A 19743-nucleotide genomic window follows, 5' to 3' on the forward strand; every position below is an offset into this window, starting at 1 on the left:
GTAACGCGCACTGATTTGCGCGACGAGATTGTCATGGCCAACGAAGCATTCGCCCTCTCGCCCATGTCTGCCCGCGCGGCCGCGCCGAACGAGCAGGATTACGACGCGATCCGCGAAGCCTTCATGGAGACCGCGCGCGGCCGCTGGTTCCTCGGCGAATATGCCAAGCGCAACCGCAATGCCGACACAAGCATGGTGCTGGATGCGGTCGCCAAAATCGAGGAAACCCTTGCGGCACAGCGGCAACCGGTCGTCGAGGACCGCTTGCCCGAGGCGCTGGTCGAGATCCGCCGCGCCATCCGCGAGGCCGAGACGATCGCGCTCGCCGCGGTCGATCCCGGCGCGATCGAGGCGAGTCTCGCGCCGATCCCGCGCGGGGTACGCATCATCAAGGAGATCTCCTGGCGCTGGCGCGAGATCGGCGCCGACGGGCGAATCTGCGACCTCATTGATTCGCAGCTCGCCTCGATCGAGGCCGCCTGCGGGCAGATCTCGACCCTCGATCCCCGCATCGAGCTCAAAGCCGCGTTCGATCTGCTGAAGGATCGAGTCGAGCAGCTCGACGGCGACGCAACGCCGCAGGCCGCGCCTGCTCCGGCACAGGAGGCGCCGTCATCAGTCGCAGAAGCCTCGCCCGTCGAGATGGCGGCGATGGCGGGCGATGCATCCGTGGCTTTTACGGAGACGCGCGAAGAGATCGCGGCAGCTCCGGAACTCGATGCGGCCGTCGAAGCAGCGGCCGTCGCTGAAACCTCCGCCATCGCCGAGCAGGCCATGGACGCGGCTGCCGCACAGGGGATCGCGGCCGAAAGCCAAATCCCTGCCGAAAGCGCGGCGCTCGAAAACCTCGCGCCTGATGATGCCGAGCTCGAAGCCGTCGCGTTTGAAGAGCCGGCCGCTCAGCCGGAGGCCTTGACGGAAGCAAGCGAGGAGTTCTCGCTCGACGCCGCAGCCGAGGCCGAGGACGAAGCCATCCTCGAGGCCATCGCGATGGAGATGGCCGCGCCCGATCCCGAGTTTGACGAGATCATCGAGCCGGTGGAGATGGCAGCCGCGACGCCGGAGCCCGCGCCCTCGGATGTCGTGGCGTCCATTGCTACCGAACAGCCGGAGCCGGTCGCAGCCGAGCCTGTCCTCGCAGCCATCGCCGAAGAGCCCGCCGCGGACGCGCCGATCGCGCTGGACTCGCTCGCGCGCCTCACCGACGCCATCGCGGAAGCCGCCGCCGAAGTGATGGAGCAGCAGGCGCCCGCCGTGGCGGCCGCAGCATCATTGGCGGCAGCCCCGACCGCGACGCTGCCGATGCCCTCGCCCCTGCCCGCGTCCATGTCCGCGTCCATGTCCGACGCCTCGCTCGGCGCCACCATCCTCGCCAGCGGCATCTTGCAAAAACCCCGCGCACCGGCCAACGACCCGCTCGCCCCGATCCGCCGCATGACCCAGGCCGAGAAGATCGCGTTCTTTTCGTAAGGGGCGCGCACTCCCCCCACACCGTCATTGCGAGCGCAGCGAAGCGATCCAGGCTGTCTCCGCGGAGGATTCTGGATTGCTTCGCTGCGCTCGCAATGACGCGTAGGCGACGTCAGCGCCTCACCCGCAATTCCAGATCGGACCGATCGGCGTGCGCGTCCAGCACGGGCCATAGCTGCCGCCGTTGTAGCGGCCGCCGTTGAATCCGGGGCGGCCGAAATAGTGCCACTCGCCGTCCCAGCGATAATATTGCGGAACCGGGTCGATGTACCAATGGCGACGGTCGGCGCGCGACAGGCGGCGCATGGCGTCTTTCTGCTTGTAGAGCGGGATGCTGTTGCTGAGCGGCTGCCGATAGCCCGGCAGAAAGCCGTAGCCCTTCCAGACCGGCTTGGGGCGCTTTTGCACGGGCTCGGCGGGTGCGACGGCGGGCAGCAGCGACAGAACGACAGCAACGAAGAGACACAGAAGGCGAGACATGAATCGACGATAGACAGGCGGATGCGAGAAGGCCACTCAAATTCGAGTGCGAGGCGTTTCGTCCCACCAAACGCCAGTAAGACGACTAGCCGATCTTGTCGCGCACATGCGCTTCAACGCGGTCCAGGACATGGTCGAGCGAACTCTCGGCCGTATCGAGCACCAAGTGCTCCCGATCCCACGGCTCGTAAGTCAGGCTCACGACGTCATCCCAGGTTGGAACCTTGTGACCGTCAATGTCGGGCAGCCGGTTTTCCACGCGCTGCCGGTGTAACGCCGGTTCGCTGCAAATCACTTCAATCTCGACGATGCCTGCGCCGGTTCGCAAGGCAGTCTGCCGCCATCCGGCGCGGCTTGCCAGCACGGGATTGACGCAGTCCGCGATGACGATGCGCCCGAGCTTGAGGTTTTCGGCGGCAAGCGTGTTGGCAACGGCATAGCCTGCTGCGCCGACGATGAAACCTGCGTCCTGCAATGGCTGCTCGATCGCATCGATACGAAGATAGGTCGCCGCCAGCCTGGCGGTGAGTTCGCGAGCGATCGTCGTCTTGCCGGTACCTGGAAGGCCGCCGAACACGATCAGTGAGGATGGATGCTTCATGATATTCCTAACTGATCACGCCCTTCCTGATCAGGAAGCAGCCATAGCCCCTGCTGTCACCGACCTGCACGACGCCACGGCCTGCCGCTGCCGCGCGATAGAAATCGGGACGCGCGAGCTTGCCGGGCGTGACCGGCCGGCCAGCCGCACGTGCGATCTCCGCGAGCACGGCGCGCTGCACCTCGGGCACGCGGTCGGGATCGTCGACCGGCATCATCACACGCACCGGATCGGGATCGAAATCGTCGAGCGGATAGACCGACATGATGGCCCGGATGGCAGTTTCCATCGTCATGCCCGGCAATTGGATCAGGCGCTGCGATGAGGTGCTCTGCGCGATCCGGGTGGCGGGGTGATTGGCGTCGACGAACACGAGGTCGTCGCCATGGCCCATCGCGGCGAGCAGCCAGAGCAAATCGGGGGTGAGGATCGGATCGATCGATTTCAGCATGTGGCGGACGTCCTCCCAATCGATCGCTAACCATAGCAGGTTCCGAGCGTGATTCAGATCACGGAGGCCAGCATGGTGACAGGGATCACGGACCGCAAGGCTCGAACGCGGCCAAGCTTGCGCGCAACCAATCTCGCATCGAGATGAGTGCCAAAGGAGCACGCCATGTTCCGCCTAAAGCCCTTTTTCATGACGGCGAGCCTGCTGGGAAGCCTGTTCGGCTTCGCCTGCGGGCCCGTTTCCGCGCAAGTCGCCCCGGTTCAGCCTGCCCCCACCGCCCTGCAAGGCCCGGAGCAGCGGGTGGCGCTGGTGATCGGCAATGCGAACTACCAGAACGCGCCGCAGCTTGCGAATCCCGACGATGACGCCCAGTCGATGGCGCAGTTCCTGAACTCCGCCGGGTTCGAAGTGGTCGCCGCGACCGACTTGACCCAGAACGACATGCTCCGCGTCGTCCAGGACTTCTCCGCCAAGGTCGCCTCGCGCGGTCCGAACACGGTGGCGATGGTCTATTACGCCGGTCACGGCGTGCAGCTCGCCGGCGAGAACTATCTCGTTCCGGTCGACGCCAAGGTTTCCAGCCCGACCGAGCTGGTCAACAATTCGCTGCGCCTCGTCGACGTGATGTCGACGCTGGAGACGATCCCGAGCCGCATGCGCATCGTCATCCTCGATGCCTGCCGCAACAACCCTTTCCCTGAAATCAACGACGCCGGCCGAGGCTTGGCAATCGTCGATGCGCCGAACGGCTCGATCGTCGGCTACTCGACCGCGCCAGGTGCCGAGGCGCTCGACGGCACCAATGGCCACAGCCCGTACACACAGGCGTTCCTGAACGTCGCGCGCGAGCCCAACGTGCCGATCGAGCAGCTGTTCAAGCGCGTGCGCCTGCAGGTCAACCAGACCACCAGCGGCGCGCAGATTCCGTGGGAGAGCTCGTCATTGACGAGCGACTTCACCTTCTTCGGTGACACCGCCGTTGCCGCCAACCGCGCGCCGGTGAAAGCGCCGGTCGTGCAGATGGCCTCCAATTTGCCGAGCCGCTCCACCCGCCAGGCCTATGACTACGTCGTGTCCGAGGGCCGTCCGGAGTACTATCAGGAGTTCATCCGGATGTACCCGCACGACCCGCTGTGCGACCACATCCGCTGGCTGCTCAACAACATCTTGATCTCGCAGGCCTGGCACAAGGCGGTGCTCGCCAACTCGCCGCTCGCCTACAAGAGCTTCTATGACAGCTACGGCAACAGTCCCTATGCGCAGGTCGCGCTGAAGCTGCAGGTGCAGCCGAAGCAGATCCCCCTGATGCAGGCGACCAAGTTCCTGGCGCCGCAGACCATTGCTCCGACGATCAAGATCGGCAATCTCGGCCAGCCCAAATACATGCCGCTGATGCAGCAGGGCACTGGCGCGCAGGTGAACGGCAATCTGCCGGTCGTGCAGAAGCCGCTCGACGGCAATGTCGTCGGCAAGCTCGGCAATGGCGGACAGATCGTCACCCTGCCTGCGGGCAACAACCAGCCGAACCCGCAGAACGGCACGCCGCCGCAGACCCCGAGCAAGATCGTCACGCTGCCTGCGCCGACCAACACGGTCAACGGCAAGGTCGGCATCGGCAAGATCGTGACCCTGCCTGCGACCAGCAAGCCGCAGAACGGCGGCAACAATGCCGGCAACGGCTCTCCGCCCAAGATCGTGAGCATGCCGGTGAATGTCGGCAAAGGCAGCACCAAGATCGACGTGAAGCCGGCCAACGTTCAGACGCAGAACCAGCCGATCCGCGTCAACAACGGCAACACCGGCATCGTGAGGCCCAACATTAGCCCGGTCAACAAGGTGCAGGTGCAGACCAACGTGCAGACGAGCCGTCCGCAGCTCAACACGGTGCCGAACCGCATGGTCAGCAGCAACAACAACTTCCGGCAGTCGATGAACCAAGCGCCGAGCATGAACAATGGCGGCAACCGTCGCGGCGGCTTCACGCACTGATTGCGGCGAGCGAGACGACAAAGGGGCAGAGCGGAAACGCTCTGCCCCTTCTTCATGTCTGTTCTTGGTCATTCCGGGATGCGCCGTAAGGCGCAGGCCCGGAATCCATACTCCCGATCGTGGTTATGGATTCTCAGATGCGCAATTGCGCATCATAGCTCTCGCTGCGCGAGCCCCGGAATGACGATCAGGCCACCAGCTCCGCAAACAGATCCGCATCGACATTGCCGCCTGACAGCACGATGACGACGTTCTTGCCGGCCACATCAAGGCGGCCCGCGAGTAGCGCAGCAAGCCCCACCGCGCCGCCGGGCTCCACCACCAGCTTCAGCTCGCGATAGGCAAAGGCGACCGCCGCGCCGACTTCCTTGTCCGACGCCGTGACGCCGCGCGCCAAGAGCTTGCTGTTGATCGCAAACGTCATCTCGCCCGGCATCAGGGCCATCAGCGCATCGCAGATGGTGCGGCCGGCCGGCGGATGCGGCTCGCGATGGCCTGCGCTGAGTGAAATGCCGTGATCGTCGAAGGCCTCGGGCTCGGCGACCACGATCTCGGCTTGCGGATAGCGCGCCTTCACGGCGGTCGCGACACCCGCGATCAAGCCGCCGCCGGAGGCCGGCGCCACCACGATGTCGGGGCCGAGGCCGAGCGTTGCCATGTCCTCGGCGATCTCGCGGCCGGCGGTGCCCTGCCCTGCGATCACGAACGGATCGTCGTAGGGTTTGACCAGCGTCGCGCCGCGCTTCTCGGCAATGCCGCGCGAGATCGCCTCGCGGTCGTCCTTGTCGCGGTCGTACAGCACGACCTCGGCGCCGTAGGATTTGGTGCGCTCGCGCTTCGACAGCGGGGCGTCCGCTGGCATCACGATGGTGGCCTGCATGTCGAGGATCTTTGCCGCCGCCGCCACGCCTTGGGCGTGGTTGCCGGAGGAGAACGCGACGACGCCGCCGGCGCGCTTGTCCTGCGGGATCGAGAACACCTTGTTGAACGCACCGCGGAACTTGAACGAGCCGGTGCGCTGAAGCATCTCCGGCTTCAGGAACACTTTCGCACCGACGCGCTCGTTGAGCACGGGGAAGGACAACAGCGGGGTGCGGATGGCGTAAGGCGCGATCACGCGCGCTGCGGCATCGATGTCGGCAGGGCCGACCGGAAGGGCCTGTTCGGTCATGGCGGAATGCTATCGCGGCCAATCAGGCCCGGGCAAGACACCTCCGCGAGAGGATTTCTTGCCTCAAGCCACGAAACGCGGCTGTTCCGCGCCGGTCCGGCCGGGCAGCACCGCCCCGACCCCCAAAATGCTGTCGATAAAGACCGTTGCCGAGGCCTCCCAGGTGTAGTTGGCGGCGAACGCGACGCAGTCCTGCCGGGAGATATCGAGCGCCGCGAAGCAGGCATTGCGCAGATCGTGATCGAGCGCGCCGACCGGCGCATCGCCAATCACGCCGCGGGGACCCTTCACGGGGAAGGCCGCGACCGGCAGGCCGCTCGCGAGCGCCTCCAGCAGGACCAGGCCGAAAGTGTCGGTCTTGCTCGGGAACACGAACACGTCGGCGGCCGCGTAAATATCCGCCAGTTCCTCGCCGAGCTTCTCGCCGAGGAAGATCGCATCGGGGTAGACCTCTTCCAGCGAGGCGCGCGCCGGGCCGTCGCCGACGACCACCTTGGTGCCGGGTAGGTCGAGGTCGAGGAACGCCTCGAGATTCTTCTCGACTGCGACGCGGCCGACCGACAGGAACACGGGTGCCGGCAGGCAGAGATCGATGACGCGCGGGTGGAACAACGTGGTGTCCACGCCGCGCGGCCACAGCACGACATTGTCGAAGCCGCGCTCGGTCAGTTCGCGCGCGAGCGCCGGCGTCGCCGCCATCACGGCGCGACTGGCGCTGTGGAAGCGCCGCAGCGCCCGCCAGATCAGCGAGCCCGGCACTGGCACGCGGGCGCGGACATATTCGGGAAAGCGGGTATGGAAGCTGGTCGTGAACGGCAGCTTGCGCTGGCGGCAATAGCGGCGGACCATCAGGCCGATCGGCCCTTCGGTCGCGATGTGGATGCTGTCGGGACGCGCCTCCTCGATCAGCCTTGCGATCCGGGCCGGGCGCGGCATGGCGAGGCGCAAGTCGCGATAGCTCGGCATCGCGAAGGTGCGGAACGATTGCGGCGTCAGGAACGTGAACTCGACGCCGAGCGCTTTTGCAGCGTCAGAGAGCTTGGTCAGCGTCCGAACCACACCGTTGACTTGCGGGTGCCAGGCGTCGGTCGCGACCAGGATGCGCATCAAGTGGTCCTTGTTATGCAGCTCTGGCTGCGACCTGTGGCACCTGCTCCGGCTTCCGCAACTGATCCGCCCAGGTGATGATCTCGAAGTGACCGTCGTCATGCTCGACCAGGGCGGTGCAGCTCTCCACCCAGTCGCCGCAATTCATGTAGCGGATGCCGGCCTCGTCGCGGATCACGGCGTAGTGGATGTGGCCGCAGATCACGCCGTCGGCCTGGTGACGCCGCGCCTCGGCGGCGAGCGCCTGCTCGAAGGCGCCGATATAGTTGACGGCGTTCTTGACCTTCTGCTTGGCCCATTGCGACAGCGACCAATAGGGCACGCCGAACAGGCGGCGGAAGAAGTTGACCAGGCGGTTCATCTGGATCGCGAAGTCGTAGGCCTTGTCTCCGAGATGGGCGAGCCAGCGCGCGTTCTGCACCACGAGATCGAAGATGTCGCCGTGAATGACGAGATAGCGCTTGCCGTCGGCGCCGGTGTGAACCGTGTTCTCGACCACGTCGATGCCGCCGAAATGCGTACCGTAATAGTTGCGCAGGAACTCGTCGTGATTGCCGGGAATGTAGATGACCTTGGCGCCCTTGCGCGCCTTGCGCAAAAGCTTCTGGACGAGGTCGTTATGCGATTGCGGCCAGTGCCAGCTCGATTTCAGCGCCCAGCCGTCGACGATGTCGCCGACGAGATAGATCGTATCGGCATCATGGTAGCGCAGGAAGTCGAGCAGAAGATCGGCTTGTGAACCGCGGGCCCCGAGATGGACGTCGGAGATGAACAACGTGCGAAAGCGCCGCTCCGGGCTCTCGTCACTCACATCGTAACTTCCCATGCGCCAGCCTGTAACAATGTCCCGTGACAGGGGGATGACCGATTGAACCCTTGAGGCACCTTCAAATACGAATCACGCCTTGCCTCGCCCTCCCCGCGAATATCAGTCGCATGCGACAATCAGGCGACATGGCGCCGCAGGGTAGGTGCGCTCCCTCCCCGCTTGCGGGGCAGGCGAAGCAAGCCCGCCTCAGTAGAACTTGTGGAAATGATGGATCGGCCCATGGCCGTGGCCGACGCTGAAGCGGTCGGCGGCGGCGATCGCGGCGCTGATCCAGGCCTTGGCGTTGCGCACGGCGGCCTCGAGGTCCTCGCCCCTGGCCAGCCCGGCCGCGATGGCGGAGGACAGCGAGCAGCCGGTGCCATGGGTGTTACGGGTGGCCACACGCGGCGCGGCGAGCGCGATCGCGGTCTCGGCAGTGACGAGATAGTCGGTGCTCTCGGCGCCCTCCCCGTGCCCGCCCTTGATCAGGACGGCGCGGCAGCCCAGCGCCAGCAGGCGGCGTCCCTGGCTTTCGATGTCGGCCTCGCTCGCCGCCACCGGCGCATCGAGCAGGGCCGCAGCCTCCGGCAGGTTCGGCGTGATCACGGCAGCCAGCGGCATCAGCCTGGTGCGCAGGGCGTCGACGGCTTCAGCGGCGAGCAGGCGGTCGCCGGAGGTCGCCACCATGACGGGATCGAGCACGACATGCCGCGGCGCCCAGCGCGACAGCGCGGCCGCGGTGGCATCGATGCTGGCGGCCTGGGCCACCATGCCGATCTTCACCGCACCGATGTCGAGGTCGGAGAACACCGCGTCGATCTGCTCGGTGACGAACCCGGCCGGCACCGCGTGAATGCCGGTCACGCCGCGCGTGTTCTGCGCCGTCAGCGCCGTGATCACGGAGGCGCCATAGACGCCGAGCGCGGCAAAGGTCTTCAGGTCCGCCTGGATGCCGGCGCCGCCGCTCGAATCGGAACCGGCGATGGTGAGTGCGACCGTGGTCGTCATCGCGGGAGACATGTGCTTGAGGAGGCCGCCATGGCCACTCGTAGCGCGACCGTGGAACGTCAGCAAGCGCGCCGGGCCGCCGCCAGGCGTGATTCGCGAACCGATTGCGCGCCTTGCGAATCAGTCGGACACCGCGCGGACCAAGGCCCGCAATGATGCGGGCTTGGAAATGCAACGGCGCCGGACCCTTGCTATAGTCGCGTACCTTAGCGTGCTTCGCCGGTTACGCGAGACGTCAGGTGGTGGAACCGTCCAGCGCCCCCATGTTGCGGGCCGCCGGCCCCGCAAACCACCTGAACAAGACTCCTTGGGGTGGAACGATGTGGGCCTTCTTCGAACGTCTCCTCGACTCGTCCATGCTGTCGCCGCACGGCATCTGCCTGTTGTGGGAGCCTCAGCTGATCTGGCTTCACGTCGTTTCCGACGCCAGCATTGCCGCCGCCTATTTCTCGATCCCGTTCGCCCTCGCCATCCTCGTCACCAAGCGGCGCGACCTCAAATTCGGCTGGGTCTATTGGGCGTTCGCGATCTTCATCATGGCGTGCGGCCTGACCCACGTGCTGTCGATCTATACGCTCTGGGTTCCGATCTACGGCATCGAGGGCATGCTCAAGGCCGCCACGGCGGTCGCGTCGGTCTTCACCGCCGCCGCGCTCTGGCCGCTGCTGCCGAAGATCCTCACGATCCCCTCGCCGTTCGAGCTGCGACAGGTCCAGGCCGCGCTCGAGGAGGAGGAAATCAAGAGCCGCGACGCCACGCTGCTGCTGCAGCAGGTCCGCGACGCCCAGCGCGCGATGCGCGAGAGCGTGGCGCGCCTCACCGCGATCGTCGAGACCGCGGTCGACGGCGTCATCCTGCTCGATGCGCAGGACCGCATCCTGCTGTTCAATCCGGCCTGCGAGCGCTTGTTCGGCTACCGTGCCGACGAGGTGATGAACCGCAACGTCGGCATGCTGATGCCCGAGGCGGATGCAGCATCCGACCGCTAGGCGCGGCATTTCGCGACCGGCGGCGAGGCCGTCGGCCTGCGCAAGGACGGCACGACGTTTCCGATGGAGCTGTCGGTCGGCCAGGCGCGGCAGGACGGCGAATTGATCTTCGTCGGCATCGTCCACGACCTCACCGCGCGCAAGCTGACCGAGCAGCAGCTTCAGCAGGCGCAGAAGATGGAGACGGTCGGTCAGCTCTCCGGCGGCATCGCGCACGACTTCAACAATCTGCTGACCGTCATCATCGGCAATGCCGAGCACCTGAGCGAGCAGCTCAAGGCGAGGCCCGACCTCGGGCGCTTTGCCGACGACATCTGCCAATCGGGCGAACGGGGTGCCGAGCTGACGCAGCGCCTGCTCGCCTTCAGCCGCCGCCAATTGCTGCGGCCTCAGACGATCGATTGCCGGAGCCTGCTCGATTCCATGTTCAAGCTGCTCAAGCGCACCTTGCGCGAAGACATCGAGATCAGGACGACCTCCGGGCCCGGCACGATCCTGGCCTTTGCCGACCGCGCGCAGCTCGAATCCGCCGTGCTCAATCTCGCGCTCAACGCGCAGGATGCCATGCCATCGGGAGGCCACCTCACGCTGGCCACGGAGCTGATCACGATCGAGGATGATGACGGTGCCGTTCACCGGGAGGTCGCACCCGGCAGCTACGTCCTGATCGCGGTTACCGATGACGGCGAAGGCATGACGCCGGAGGTCGCCGCACGCGCGTTCGAGCCGTTCTTCACCACCAAGGAGGTCGGCAAGGGCTCGGGCCTCGGCCTCAGCATGGTCTATGGCTTTGCCAAGCAATCAGGCGGCCATGTCTCGATCTACAGCGAGGCTGGCCTTGGGACCACGGCCAGGATCTACCTGCCGCGCGCGAGCACCGGTAGGTCGCAAGCCGATCTTCCCGACGGCGAGGACACGGCGCCGCGAGGCTACGAGACGGTCCTGATCGTCGAGGACGATCCGTTCGTCCGCTCCTCCGTCATTCGCAGGGTGGAAGCGCTCGGATATCGCGTCGTCGCCGCGGTCAACGGCAAGGATGCCTTGCAGCAGCTGCAGGGCGATCCCGGCATCGACTTGCTGTTCACCGATATCGTGATGCCGGGCGGCATGAGCGGCTGGGAGCTCGCCGATCAGGCGCGGCGGGTGCGTCCCGGCCTGCCGGTCCTGTTCACCTCGGGCTACGCGCTGGAGACCTTGGTCGAGCAGGGCCGCGCGCAGGCGCGAGCGGTCGTGCTGACCAAGCCCTACCGCAAGGTCGAGCTCGCCCAGCGCCTGAGGGATGCATTGGCCGCCGCAGTGGTCCCATCCTAGCATCGCGCCCGAATGCACCTCGGATGATCCAGCAAGTTCGCTTGCTAAATCCAGCCGGTTTTGGCCTATTAGCCGGTAGAATACGCTTTCGGAGTGCCCGCGATGGTTCCTTTTTTCGTTCAGATCAAGTGCAAGCTCGGCCAGTCCTATACGGTGGCCAATGCGCTTGCCGAAGCCGAGATCGCCTCCGAGATCTACTCCACGGCCGGCCAATACGACCTCCTGGTGAAGTTCTACGTCGACAAGGATACCGACATCGGCCACTTCGTGAATGAGAAGGTGCAGGTGCTGCCGGGCATCCAGGACACTCTCACCATCATCACCTTCAAGGCGTTCGGCACCGGCTAAAGCATGATCCGGAAAAGTGCGAAGCGGTTTTCCGGAAAGATCATGCGTAAACAACAACCTAAAGCGCGATGATGATTCATCCCAATCTCATCGCGCTTTAGATCACGCGCAAAACAACGGCCGAAGCGCCGGCAGCGCTAGCCGCCCTCCTTGCGCTTGGGCGGTGTCGGTCCCTGCACCGGCGGCAGCGACTTCAGATAGGCGGCCATCGCGGCGCGGTCTTCCGCGGTAAGTTGCGCCAGATTCTTGATCACCGCCCGCATCGCGCCCGAAGCGCTGTCGCCCTCGGGCAGGTCGCCGGTCTCGAGAAAATCCGCGATATCCTTCTCGCTCCAGTTGCCGATGCCCTGCTGCGTGATGTTGGGCACCCAGCCCTCCCCTTCGGGATTGGGCCCACCGGCAAAGCGCTGGCTGGCGATGATGCCGCCGAGCGCATTGCGCGGGCTGTGGCATTCGGCGCAATGGCCGAAAGCGTTCACGAGATAGGCTCCGCGATTCCATTGCGGCGAGCGCGCGGCGTCCGCGACGAACGGCGCGGTGTCCATGAACAGCAGCTTCCAGATGCCGACATTGCGGCGGATGTTGAACGGAAACGGCAGCGCGTGGTCGCCCACTGTGCCGGACACCGACGGAAGCGTCTTCAGATAGGCAAAGAGATCGCGGACGTCGTCGACACTGGCCAGATGATAGGACGTGTAGGGAAAGGCGGGGAAATAGTGCGTGCCCGTGGGCGAGATGCCGCGCATCACGGCGTTGACGAAATCGGCCTCGCTCCAGCGGCCGATCCCGTAGGCGGGATCGGGGGAAATATTGGGGATGTAGAACGTCCCGAACGGCGAGCCCAGCGCCAGCCCGCCGCCGAGCCGCAGGCGATCGGGCTGATTGGGGGTGGCATGACAGGACGAGCAGCCGCCGGCGTTGAACAGCTCCTGCCCGTTGGCGAGATCGGGGTTGCGTGTCGGCGCCGGCAAGGCCAGCACGGCCGGGGCGGTCAACCACCAATAGAGTGCGAACGCCGCGGCGGCGGCGATCAGGGCGGCAAGGAGCGTTCGTCGCAACATTCGATCATTCCATCGTGAACGCGCGAACTTAAGGGTCATGCCGCGCTCGATCCAACCACGAATATTTTAGACGGCCCGGATGTAATGCCGGAATAAACCGCATGACGCACTGTTTGAAAAGCAATCAGGCGTCAACAGGAGAAAGCCATGACCAAAGCCGTTTTTGCCACACTGGTACTCGGAGCCGCCGTTGCGTTCGCCGCCCCGGCCAGCGCGGAGAAACTGAAGGCGACGCTGGACGGCAAATCCGAAGTCCCCGCCAACACCAGCAGCGCGACCGGAACGGCCGATCTGGACTACGACGCTGCCAGCAAGAAGCTGTCCTGGACCGTCACCTATTCCGGCCTCTCGGGCCCCGCCACCGCCGCGCATTTCCACGGGCCTGCCGAAGCCGGCAAGAACGCCGGCGTCGCGGTCCCGATCCCGAATGCAGCCTCGAGCCCGGTCAAGGGCGAAGCCACGCTCACCGACGCGCAGGCCGCCGATCTGCTCGGCGGCAAGTACTACATCAACATCCATACCGCGGCGAACCCGGCCGGCGAGATCCGCGGTCAGGTGACGAAGTAAAGCGAAAACGTGGGCTTCGTCGCGGAAAGGCCGGACGCAAGGAGGGAGCGTCCGGCCTTTTCGATTCCAAGCAACTTCGTAGCCCGGATGGAGCCAACGGTCGGCGCGAAGCGCCGCCCGTTGGTGCAATCCGGGAGCCCTGCGCGTTGCGGACAGGTCCCCGGATTTCGCTGCGCCCCATCCGGGCTACGACGCTACGACTCTGACCGTGCTCAAGCCGCGTTCAGCGCCTGCGCGAGGTCGGCGATCAGGTCCGACGGGTTCTCGATGCCGATCGACAGCCGGATCGTGGAATCGAGCACGCCGATCTTTTGGCGGATGTCGGCGGGAACGCCGGAATGGGTCATCGTCGCCGGCAGGCTTGCGAGCGATTCCGTGCCGCCAAGGCTCACCGCCAGCTTGAGGATCTGCAGCGCGTTGAGGAATTTCACCGCCGCCTCCTTGCCGCCGACGATGTCGAACGAGAACGTCGAGCCCGCGCCCAGGCATTGCCGCGCGAACACACGGCCGGACAGCGAGCCCTGCTCGTGGTGACCGAGGTAGTGCACCCTGGCGACCTTCGGATGGTCGCGCAGGAAGTCTGCCACGAGCCGCGCATTCGCATCGGCCTTCTCCATCCGCAGGCTGAGCGTCTCGAGCGAGCGGTTGATCATCCAGCACGAATGCGGATCGAGCTGGGTGCCGATGGCGCCGCGCAGCGCCTTGATGCCTTTCATGATCGCCTTCGATCCGAGCGCGGCGCCCGCGATCAGGTCGGAATGACCGCCGACATACTTTGTCAGCGAATACAGCGACAGATCCGCGCCGTGCTCGATCGGCCGCTGAAACACCGGCCCGAGCAGCGTGTTGTCGCAGGCGATGACCGGCGTGTGTCCCTGGGCCCTGCCGATGGAATCGGCGATGCGGCGGATCATTGCGATGTCGACGAGGCCGTTGGTCGGATTGGCCGGCGTCTCGATCAGGATCATCGAAACCCGCCCCTTGCCCATGGCCTCCTCCGAGGCCTGCTTGACCGCCGTCTCGTCGATGCCGTCGGCAAAGCCGACGGCGCCGATCGACAGGCGCGCGAGCGTGTTCGTCAGCAGCGTCTCCGTCCCGCCATAGAGCGGCTGCGAGTGCAGGATGACATCGCCCGGGCGAACAAAGGCCAGAATCGTGGTTGCGATCGCTGCCATGCCGGACGAGAACAGCGCGCAACTCTCCGTGCGCTCGTAGATCGCGAGCCTGTCCTCGACGATCTCGCTGTTGGGATGATTGAAGCGCGAATAGACCAGGCCGGCGCCCATGCCTTCCGGCGGCTCGCGCCGTCCGGCGACGTAGTCGAAGAAGTCCTGGCCATCCTCGGCGGTCTTGAACACGAAGGTGGAGGTCAGGAACACCGGCGGCTTGATGGCGCCCTCGGACAATTGCGGATCATAGCCATAGGTCAGCATCAGGGTTTCCGGATGCAGCATATGATTGCCGATATGGGTCTTGGAGGGGAACGGTTTTGCCATGGCCTGTCTCGCTGTTGATCGAGGTGCTCGCCGCGCGCTGGGAATCCCGACGTGAGGATGCCGGGAGGAGACTCGTGTGAGCGCACGGCCGTTGGCGCAAAGATAGCCGCTCTCGCGGCAATCCGTCAGGCCTTGCGGACGGAAGTTCCTGCGGGCCGCGGTCAAGAAAAAGGCGGTTGCTTTCGCAACCGCCCTTTCCGAAGTCCTTGGTAGCCCGTTAACTGCGCCCCGCTATTTCAATTTCACGCGATAGGTTTCGTGACAATCATTGCAGCGGTCGTTGATCGCCGTGTAGGCCGCCTTCAGGCCCGCGACATTGGTGATCTTGCCTTTGACGTCGGCGATCGCCTTCTGCACCGGCGGGATCTTGGCATCGAAATCGGCCTTGTTCTGCCAGACCTTCGGCGACGAGCCGTAGGTCGCGTTGACGACATCCTGCTTGGGATTGATCTCGAAGGTCTTGGCGATCTTGGCAACATCGGCCTCGATGCTGGCGATGGCCTCATCGGCAGCCTTCTTGTCGAAGGGAATATCGCCCTTGCTCATCTTCTGAAGCACGCCATACTGATTCTTGGCGATCGCTCGCATCAGATTGTCCTGCTGGACGGCAATCTCCTGTTGCGCCATGACGGCGCCCGCGCCCAGCACGAGGGCGCCCGCGACAATCATCGTCCGTTTCATTGGTTCGTTTCTCCGGCTCTCGAGACGTTCGGGGAATGAGACTGTCACCGGCTTCTGGTGAAGCCGGGACCCATCATAGGTAGAACCCCGCGCGGCGCGTTTATTCCCGTGCGCGCGGGGGAGCGCGGCTTCACAAGCTGTGACGGCGGTGATGCTCGCTGATCGCAACCCACACCCGCTCGGGCGTTGCCGGCATGTCGATGTGGTCGATCTTGTACTCGCGCCAGAGCGCATCGACGATGGCGTTGACCACGGCCGGACAGGAGCCGATCGCGCCGGCCTCGCCGGCCCCCTTCACGCCCATCGGATTGGTCTTGCACGGCACGTTGTGGGTCTCGAACACGAAGGCCGGCCCGTCCGCCGCGCGCGGCAGCGCATAGTCCATGAAGGTCGCGGTGATGAGCTGGCCGTCGGTCGGTCCATACACCACCTGCTCCATCAAGGCCTGGCCGATGCCCTGCATGGCGCCGCCATGCACCTGGCCGGCCAAGAGCAGCGGATTGAGCGTCTTGCCGAAATCGTCGACGATCACGTAGTTGACGATTTTGATGATGCCGGTCGCCGGATCGATCTCGACCTCCGCAACATGGGTGCCGTTGGGATAAGTGCCGTCGGCGCTGGCAAAGGTCGCGCTGCCGTTCAGCTTCGACGGATCGGCCCCGGGCCGCTTGGCGAGATCGGCGAACGAGATCGAACGATCGGTGCCGGCGATCCGCACCACGCCTTCGGAGATTTCGAGGTCGCCGGCGCTGGCTTCGAGCGCCTGTGCCGCGATCTCCTTCAGCCTCGAACCGAGCTCGCGCGTGGCGCGCTCGACGCTGACGCCGCCGGAGGGGATCGAGGCCGAGCCGCCGGTGCCGAGGCCGGTCGCGATCTCGTCTGTGTCGCCCTGGCGAACATGCACGCGCTCGGGCGCCACGCCGAACTGTTCGGCGACGATCTGCGCATAGGCGGTCTGATGGCCCTGCCCGCTCGATTGCGTGCCGATCAGCACGGTGACGTCGCCATTGGCATCGAGGCGGACGTTGGCCGTCTCTTCACCCATCACGCCGCAAATCTCGACGTAGCTCGCAAGCCCGATGCCGCGGATCAGGCCGCCCTTCTTGGCCGCCTTGGCGCGCTTGGGGAATTCCTTCCATTCCGCGATCTCCATCGCGCGCTTCAGGTGCGCGGCGAAGTCGCCGGAATCGTAGACCTTGCCGGTCGCGGTCTTGTAGGGCAGCGCCTTCGGAGGGATGAAATTCTTGCGGCGGATGGCATCCGGCGTCATGTCGAGCTTTCGCGCGCAGGCATCGACGAGGCGCTCGATGACATAGGCGGCTTCGGGCCGGCCCGCGCCGCGATAGGCGTCGACCGGCACGCTGTGGGTGAAGATCGTGCGCACCCGGCAATGGAAGGCCTGGATGTCGTAGAGGCCGGGCAGCATGCCGGCGCCGCCATGCGGGATGTAGGGCCCGAAGGTCGACAGATACGCGCCCATGTCGCCCATGAGGTCGCAATCCATCGCGAGGAACTTGCCGTCTTCAGCCAGCGCCATCTTGGCAGTGGTGACGTTGTCGCGGCCCTGCGCATCGCCCATGAAATGCTCGGAGCGGTCGGCCGCCCACTTCACCGCCTTCTTCAGTTTGCGCGCAGCGACGGCCATCAGGGCATATTCCCGATACGGAAACAGTTTTGTGCCGAACCCGCCGCCGACGTCGGGGCAGATCACCCGCATCTTGTCGGTGGGGATGTTGAGCACGTTCTGGCAGAGGATGTCGCGCAGACGGTGGCTGCCCTGGCTGCCGACCGTTAGCGTCAGATGGTCGCGCTTGGAATCGTATTCGCAGACGGCAGCGCGGGTCTCCAAGAAGCTTGCAACCACGCGCGGATTGACGATGGAGATCTCGGCGACCGCATGCGCTTTCGCGAAGGCAGCTTCCGTCGCCGCTTTGTCGCCGATCGAGACGTCGAACAGCACGTTGCCCGGCTTGTCGGGCCAGACCAAGGCTGCGCCCTTCTTCACGGCGTTGACGACGCCAGTCACCGCGGGCAGCGGCGACCATTGGACCTCGATCGCCTCGATCGCATCGCGAGCCTGGTCGATGGTCTCGGCGACCACGAAGGCGACGGCATCGCCGACGTGGCGCACCTCGTCCTTGGCCAGGATCGGGTAAGGCGGGCCGGTGAAGGGATCGGTCTCGAGGTTGAACAGGCAGGGCAGATTGCCGAGATCCCCGACGTCGTCGGCCGTCAGGATCAGCGCAACGCCCGGCAGGCCGCGCGCGCGGCTCGCATCGATGCTGTATTTGGCATGCGCATGCGGCGAGCGCAGCACCAGGCAGCGGAGCGCGGCCTGCGGCGCGTAATCGTCGGTATAGCGGCCCTTGCCGCGGATGAGCGCGTCATCCTCCTTGCGCAGCACGCTTTGGCCAACGCCGAACTTGATGGGAGCCGCCATTTTATCTTCCCGTTCTCATGGTTGTTTTGTGGGCATATTGCCGTGGAAAAACTGGCAAGGCAAACGGGTTTAGGCGGGCGCAGGGGTCGCAGGTTCAATCGCGCCACGCGTGCCTCACGGGAATGCTCGGCAAGGTCCCAGCGTGATCGTGTGACGTTGACGGCGAGAGCCAAGCGCTCCCACTTAGCTGTTCTCGTGCTCACCCCCGAGCTTCAAATAGCTGATGAGCATCGGAGGCCGTGAGCGTCAGCCCGTACAAATCTTTCAGCGTCGAAATGCGTTGCAGCGTCGCAGGCTCGAACGGCGTCTTGCCTTCGAACGAATGCAGGAGAACGCCCTCCAGCAAATCACCGAGGCTCATATCCAGGTATTCGGCGAGGCCCTTCGCGACCTTGAGAATGCGCTTCTCGATCCGAACTCCCGTCTGTACGCGTTGGACTGAATGTTTGTGAGCTTCTGAGTTCATAATGTGTGACCTCGATCGGAAGGCGGGGGTTTAGTCGCATCATGCCATTGCCGGACTTGCTCGGGCATCGGTCTCCAGCCCTGCAACTCACGTCCTCAGAGACCAGGTGAATCTTGGATTCGTTCGGACGCCTGCGGGGTCGACGCTCTGATCGCGGAACGATTGTTGTCACACAGGCAGAGCCTGGGCGGCCGAGTTGACCGATCCCAATTTGCCTTTTCCGTTCTAGAATGTTACCTTGGTACCAAGATAACATAGGACGCCGCCATGAGCAACAGAATTTGCTGCACGGATGCTGCAGAGGTCGCCGAACTGAGCGAGGGCTTCCTCGCGCGTACACTTCCGGGGGCACGTTTCAGCCATCGTGAACATCTGATCGTGACGAGCTACTTGCTCGCCACTGATCCGGCTCGGGACTGGCGGGTCGAACTCCCCGAGATGATCCGCGCCTACAATGTTGCCGCTGGCGGCGTGAACGACGATGTGCGTGGCTATCACCACACGATGACGATGGCCTTCTTGATGATCATCGAAGGAATTCTCGCGGAGGTCGGCCGCCGCGATATTGTCGCCGCCTGCAACGCGGTGCTGGCGTCCCCGGCAACCGAAAAGGACGTACTCTTACGTTTCTGGAGCCGCGAAGCGCTGTTCTCGCGGGAGGCCCGGCACGGCTGGATTGAGCCAGACCTTGCCGAGTTCAACCCGCGCGCGGCAGGTCATATGCCGGCGTGAGGATCGTCGATCACTCACATTCCGCGGCTCAGCAGATACCTCGTACTATCTCTGAGCGCATCGATCTCCCGCCCAGGTGCGAGATAGTTGATCTCGGCGCGCGTCAGGCCGATGTCCATCAGCTCCCTGTCGCTCAGATCCATCAAACTGACCCGCGGGTGCAGGCGCCACGTCCCAAAAGCAGACCAATATCGCTTGAGCAGGCCCAGGAGACTTTGCGCCGGCGCGGCTGCGGCAGCTTCTCTCCCCGACAAGGCTTGGCCCGGCGTTGCAACGGACACGTTGAGACGAGCCGCTGCCGCCAGAACCTCGTCCATGGCCTGCTTCGCGAGCGCAATGGATTGGTCGAGGCGAAGCACCGCCGCATCGTGCTCGGCCTCGGATGAAACGCTCGTCAGTTGTGGTGGCATCGGACGCTCCTGCTGTTGAGCCGGCAGGGAGCGTGGCCAAACAAAAGGCCCCGTCCGATGCCGGCGGGGCCTGGTGGAAAAGATGTCGTCGAAATCCTAGCGCACGACTCCTCCCACCGCCCAGCCGAAGCGGGTGATGTGATCGCGGGAGACTTTG

Annotated in this window: 18 protein-coding genes and 1 pseudogene; 6 read left to right on the forward strand and 13 right to left on the reverse strand. The window is 64.9% G+C overall.

The genetic code is table 11. The features are described from left to right. Positions 1-33 precede the first annotated feature (33 nt). Complete coding sequence (locus I6F33_RS24390) at positions 34-1470, forward strand: hypothetical protein (protein ID WP_225144352.1); 1437 nt, start codon at positions 34-36, stop codon at positions 1468-1470. A 120-nt stretch (positions 1471-1590) separates the two neighbouring features. On the opposite strand, the gene I6F33_RS24395 is transcribed toward I6F33_RS24390, so the two are convergent. From I6F33_RS24395 to I6F33_RS24405, 3 genes are all read right to left on the reverse strand, one after another. Further along, positions 1591-1950, reverse strand: coding sequence for a hypothetical protein (locus I6F33_RS24395; protein ID WP_036015565.1), 360 nt, complete (start codon positions 1948-1950; stop codon positions 1591-1593). Positions 1951-2035: 85 nt separating this feature from the next. Next, entirely contained in the window at positions 2036-2527 is a 492-nt protein-coding gene (locus I6F33_RS24400) for an AAA family ATPase (protein ID WP_346657211.1), read from the reverse strand. A gap of 31 nt (positions 2528-2558) precedes the next feature. Then, positions 2559-3002: an RbsD/FucU family protein gene (locus tag I6F33_RS24405; RefSeq protein ID WP_225144354.1), complete on the reverse strand. Its 444-nt coding sequence runs from the start codon at positions 3000-3002 to the stop codon at positions 2559-2561. A gap of 165 nt (positions 3003-3167) precedes the next feature. Here I6F33_RS24405 and I6F33_RS24410 point away from each other — a divergent pair, with 165 nt between their 5' ends. Beyond that, complete coding sequence (locus tag I6F33_RS24410; RefSeq protein ID WP_225144355.1) at positions 3168-4991, forward strand: caspase family protein; 1824 nt, start codon at positions 3168-3170, stop codon at positions 4989-4991. A gap of 187 nt (positions 4992-5178) precedes the next feature. On the opposite strand, the gene I6F33_RS24415 is transcribed toward I6F33_RS24410, so the two are convergent. The 4 genes from I6F33_RS24415 to thiD all read right to left on the reverse strand — a co-directional run bounded on the left by I6F33_RS24415 (position 5179) and on the right by thiD (position 9085). Further along, a complete protein-coding gene (locus tag I6F33_RS24415; RefSeq protein WP_109143149.1) occupies positions 5179-6162 on the reverse strand; it encodes a threonine/serine dehydratase in 984 nt (327 codons plus the stop codon). A 63-nt stretch (positions 6163-6225) separates the two neighbouring features. Beyond that, the gene (locus tag I6F33_RS24420; RefSeq protein WP_225144356.1) at positions 6226-7269 is read right to left on the reverse strand and encodes a glycosyltransferase family 1 protein; all 1044 of its coding nucleotides are present in this window, start codon (positions 7267-7269) and stop codon (positions 6226-6228) included. A 13-nt stretch (positions 7270-7282) separates the two neighbouring features. Continuing rightward, complete coding sequence (locus I6F33_RS24425; protein WP_109143147.1) at positions 7283-8095, reverse strand: UDP-2,3-diacylglucosamine diphosphatase; 813 nt, start codon at positions 8093-8095, stop codon at positions 7283-7285. Between the two features lie 189 nt (positions 8096-8284). Continuing rightward, positions 8285-9085 (reverse strand): bifunctional hydroxymethylpyrimidine kinase/phosphomethylpyrimidine kinase, encoded by an 801-nt coding sequence (gene thiD / locus I6F33_RS24430; RefSeq protein WP_225144357.1) that lies wholly within the window; start codon positions 9083-9085, stop codon positions 8285-8287. A 320-nt stretch (positions 9086-9405) separates the two neighbouring features. Here thiD and I6F33_RS24435 point away from each other — a divergent pair. Further along, positions 9406-11385, forward strand: a pseudogene (locus I6F33_RS24435) (PAS domain S-box protein). A 102-nt stretch (positions 11386-11487) separates the two neighbouring features. Next, positions 11488-11733 (forward strand): Lrp/AsnC family transcriptional regulator, encoded by a 246-nt coding sequence (locus I6F33_RS24440; protein ID WP_018642903.1) that lies wholly within the window; start codon positions 11488-11490, stop codon positions 11731-11733. 137 nt (positions 11734-11870) lie between these two features. On the opposite strand, the gene I6F33_RS24445 is transcribed toward I6F33_RS24440, so the two are convergent. Beyond that, complete coding sequence (locus tag I6F33_RS24445) at positions 11871-12794, reverse strand: cytochrome c (protein ID WP_225144358.1); 924 nt, start codon at positions 12792-12794, stop codon at positions 11871-11873. A gap of 147 nt (positions 12795-12941) precedes the next feature. Between I6F33_RS24445 and I6F33_RS24450 the strand changes: the two genes are divergently transcribed. Continuing rightward, positions 12942-13361 (forward strand): CHRD domain-containing protein, encoded by a 420-nt coding sequence (locus I6F33_RS24450; RefSeq protein WP_036015536.1) that lies wholly within the window; start codon positions 12942-12944, stop codon positions 13359-13361. Positions 13362-13573: 212 nt separating this feature from the next. Here the strand turns inward: I6F33_RS24450 and I6F33_RS24455 are convergent, their stop codons facing one another. From I6F33_RS24455 to I6F33_RS24470, 4 genes are all read right to left on the reverse strand, one after another. Then, positions 13574-14857, reverse strand: coding sequence for a cystathionine gamma-synthase family protein (locus tag I6F33_RS24455; RefSeq protein WP_225144359.1), 1284 nt, complete (start codon positions 14855-14857; stop codon positions 13574-13576). A 231-nt stretch (positions 14858-15088) separates the two neighbouring features. Further along, positions 15089-15538: a cytochrome c gene (locus I6F33_RS24460; RefSeq protein WP_109143141.1), complete on the reverse strand. Its 450-nt coding sequence runs from the start codon at positions 15536-15538 to the stop codon at positions 15089-15091. A 130-nt stretch (positions 15539-15668) separates the two neighbouring features. Beyond that, positions 15669-17978: a xanthine dehydrogenase family protein molybdopterin-binding subunit gene (locus tag I6F33_RS24465; RefSeq protein ID WP_036032067.1), complete on the reverse strand. Its 2310-nt coding sequence runs from the start codon at positions 17976-17978 to the stop codon at positions 15669-15671. A gap of 199 nt (positions 17979-18177) precedes the next feature. Then, positions 18178-18444, reverse strand: a complete 267-nt coding sequence (locus I6F33_RS24470; RefSeq protein WP_225144360.1) for a hypothetical protein — start codon at positions 18442-18444, stop codon at positions 18178-18180. Positions 18445-18711: 267 nt separating this feature from the next. Here I6F33_RS24470 and I6F33_RS24475 point away from each other — a divergent pair, with 267 nt between their 5' ends. Further along, a complete protein-coding gene (locus I6F33_RS24475; protein WP_225144361.1) occupies positions 18712-19176 on the forward strand; it encodes a hypothetical protein in 465 nt (154 codons plus the stop codon). 14 nt (positions 19177-19190) lie between these two features. Here the strand turns inward: I6F33_RS24475 and I6F33_RS24480 are convergent, their stop codons facing one another. Then, on the reverse strand, positions 19191-19586 hold the full coding sequence (locus I6F33_RS24480) for a DUF1127 domain-containing protein (RefSeq protein WP_225144362.1): 396 nt from the start codon (positions 19584-19586) through the stop codon (positions 19191-19193). Positions 19587-19743 lie beyond the last annotated feature (157 nt).

The organism is Bradyrhizobium sp. BRP20, assembly GCF_020194215.1.
GTDB lineage: Bacteria > Pseudomonadota > Alphaproteobacteria > Rhizobiales > Xanthobacteraceae > Bradyrhizobium > Bradyrhizobium yuanmingense.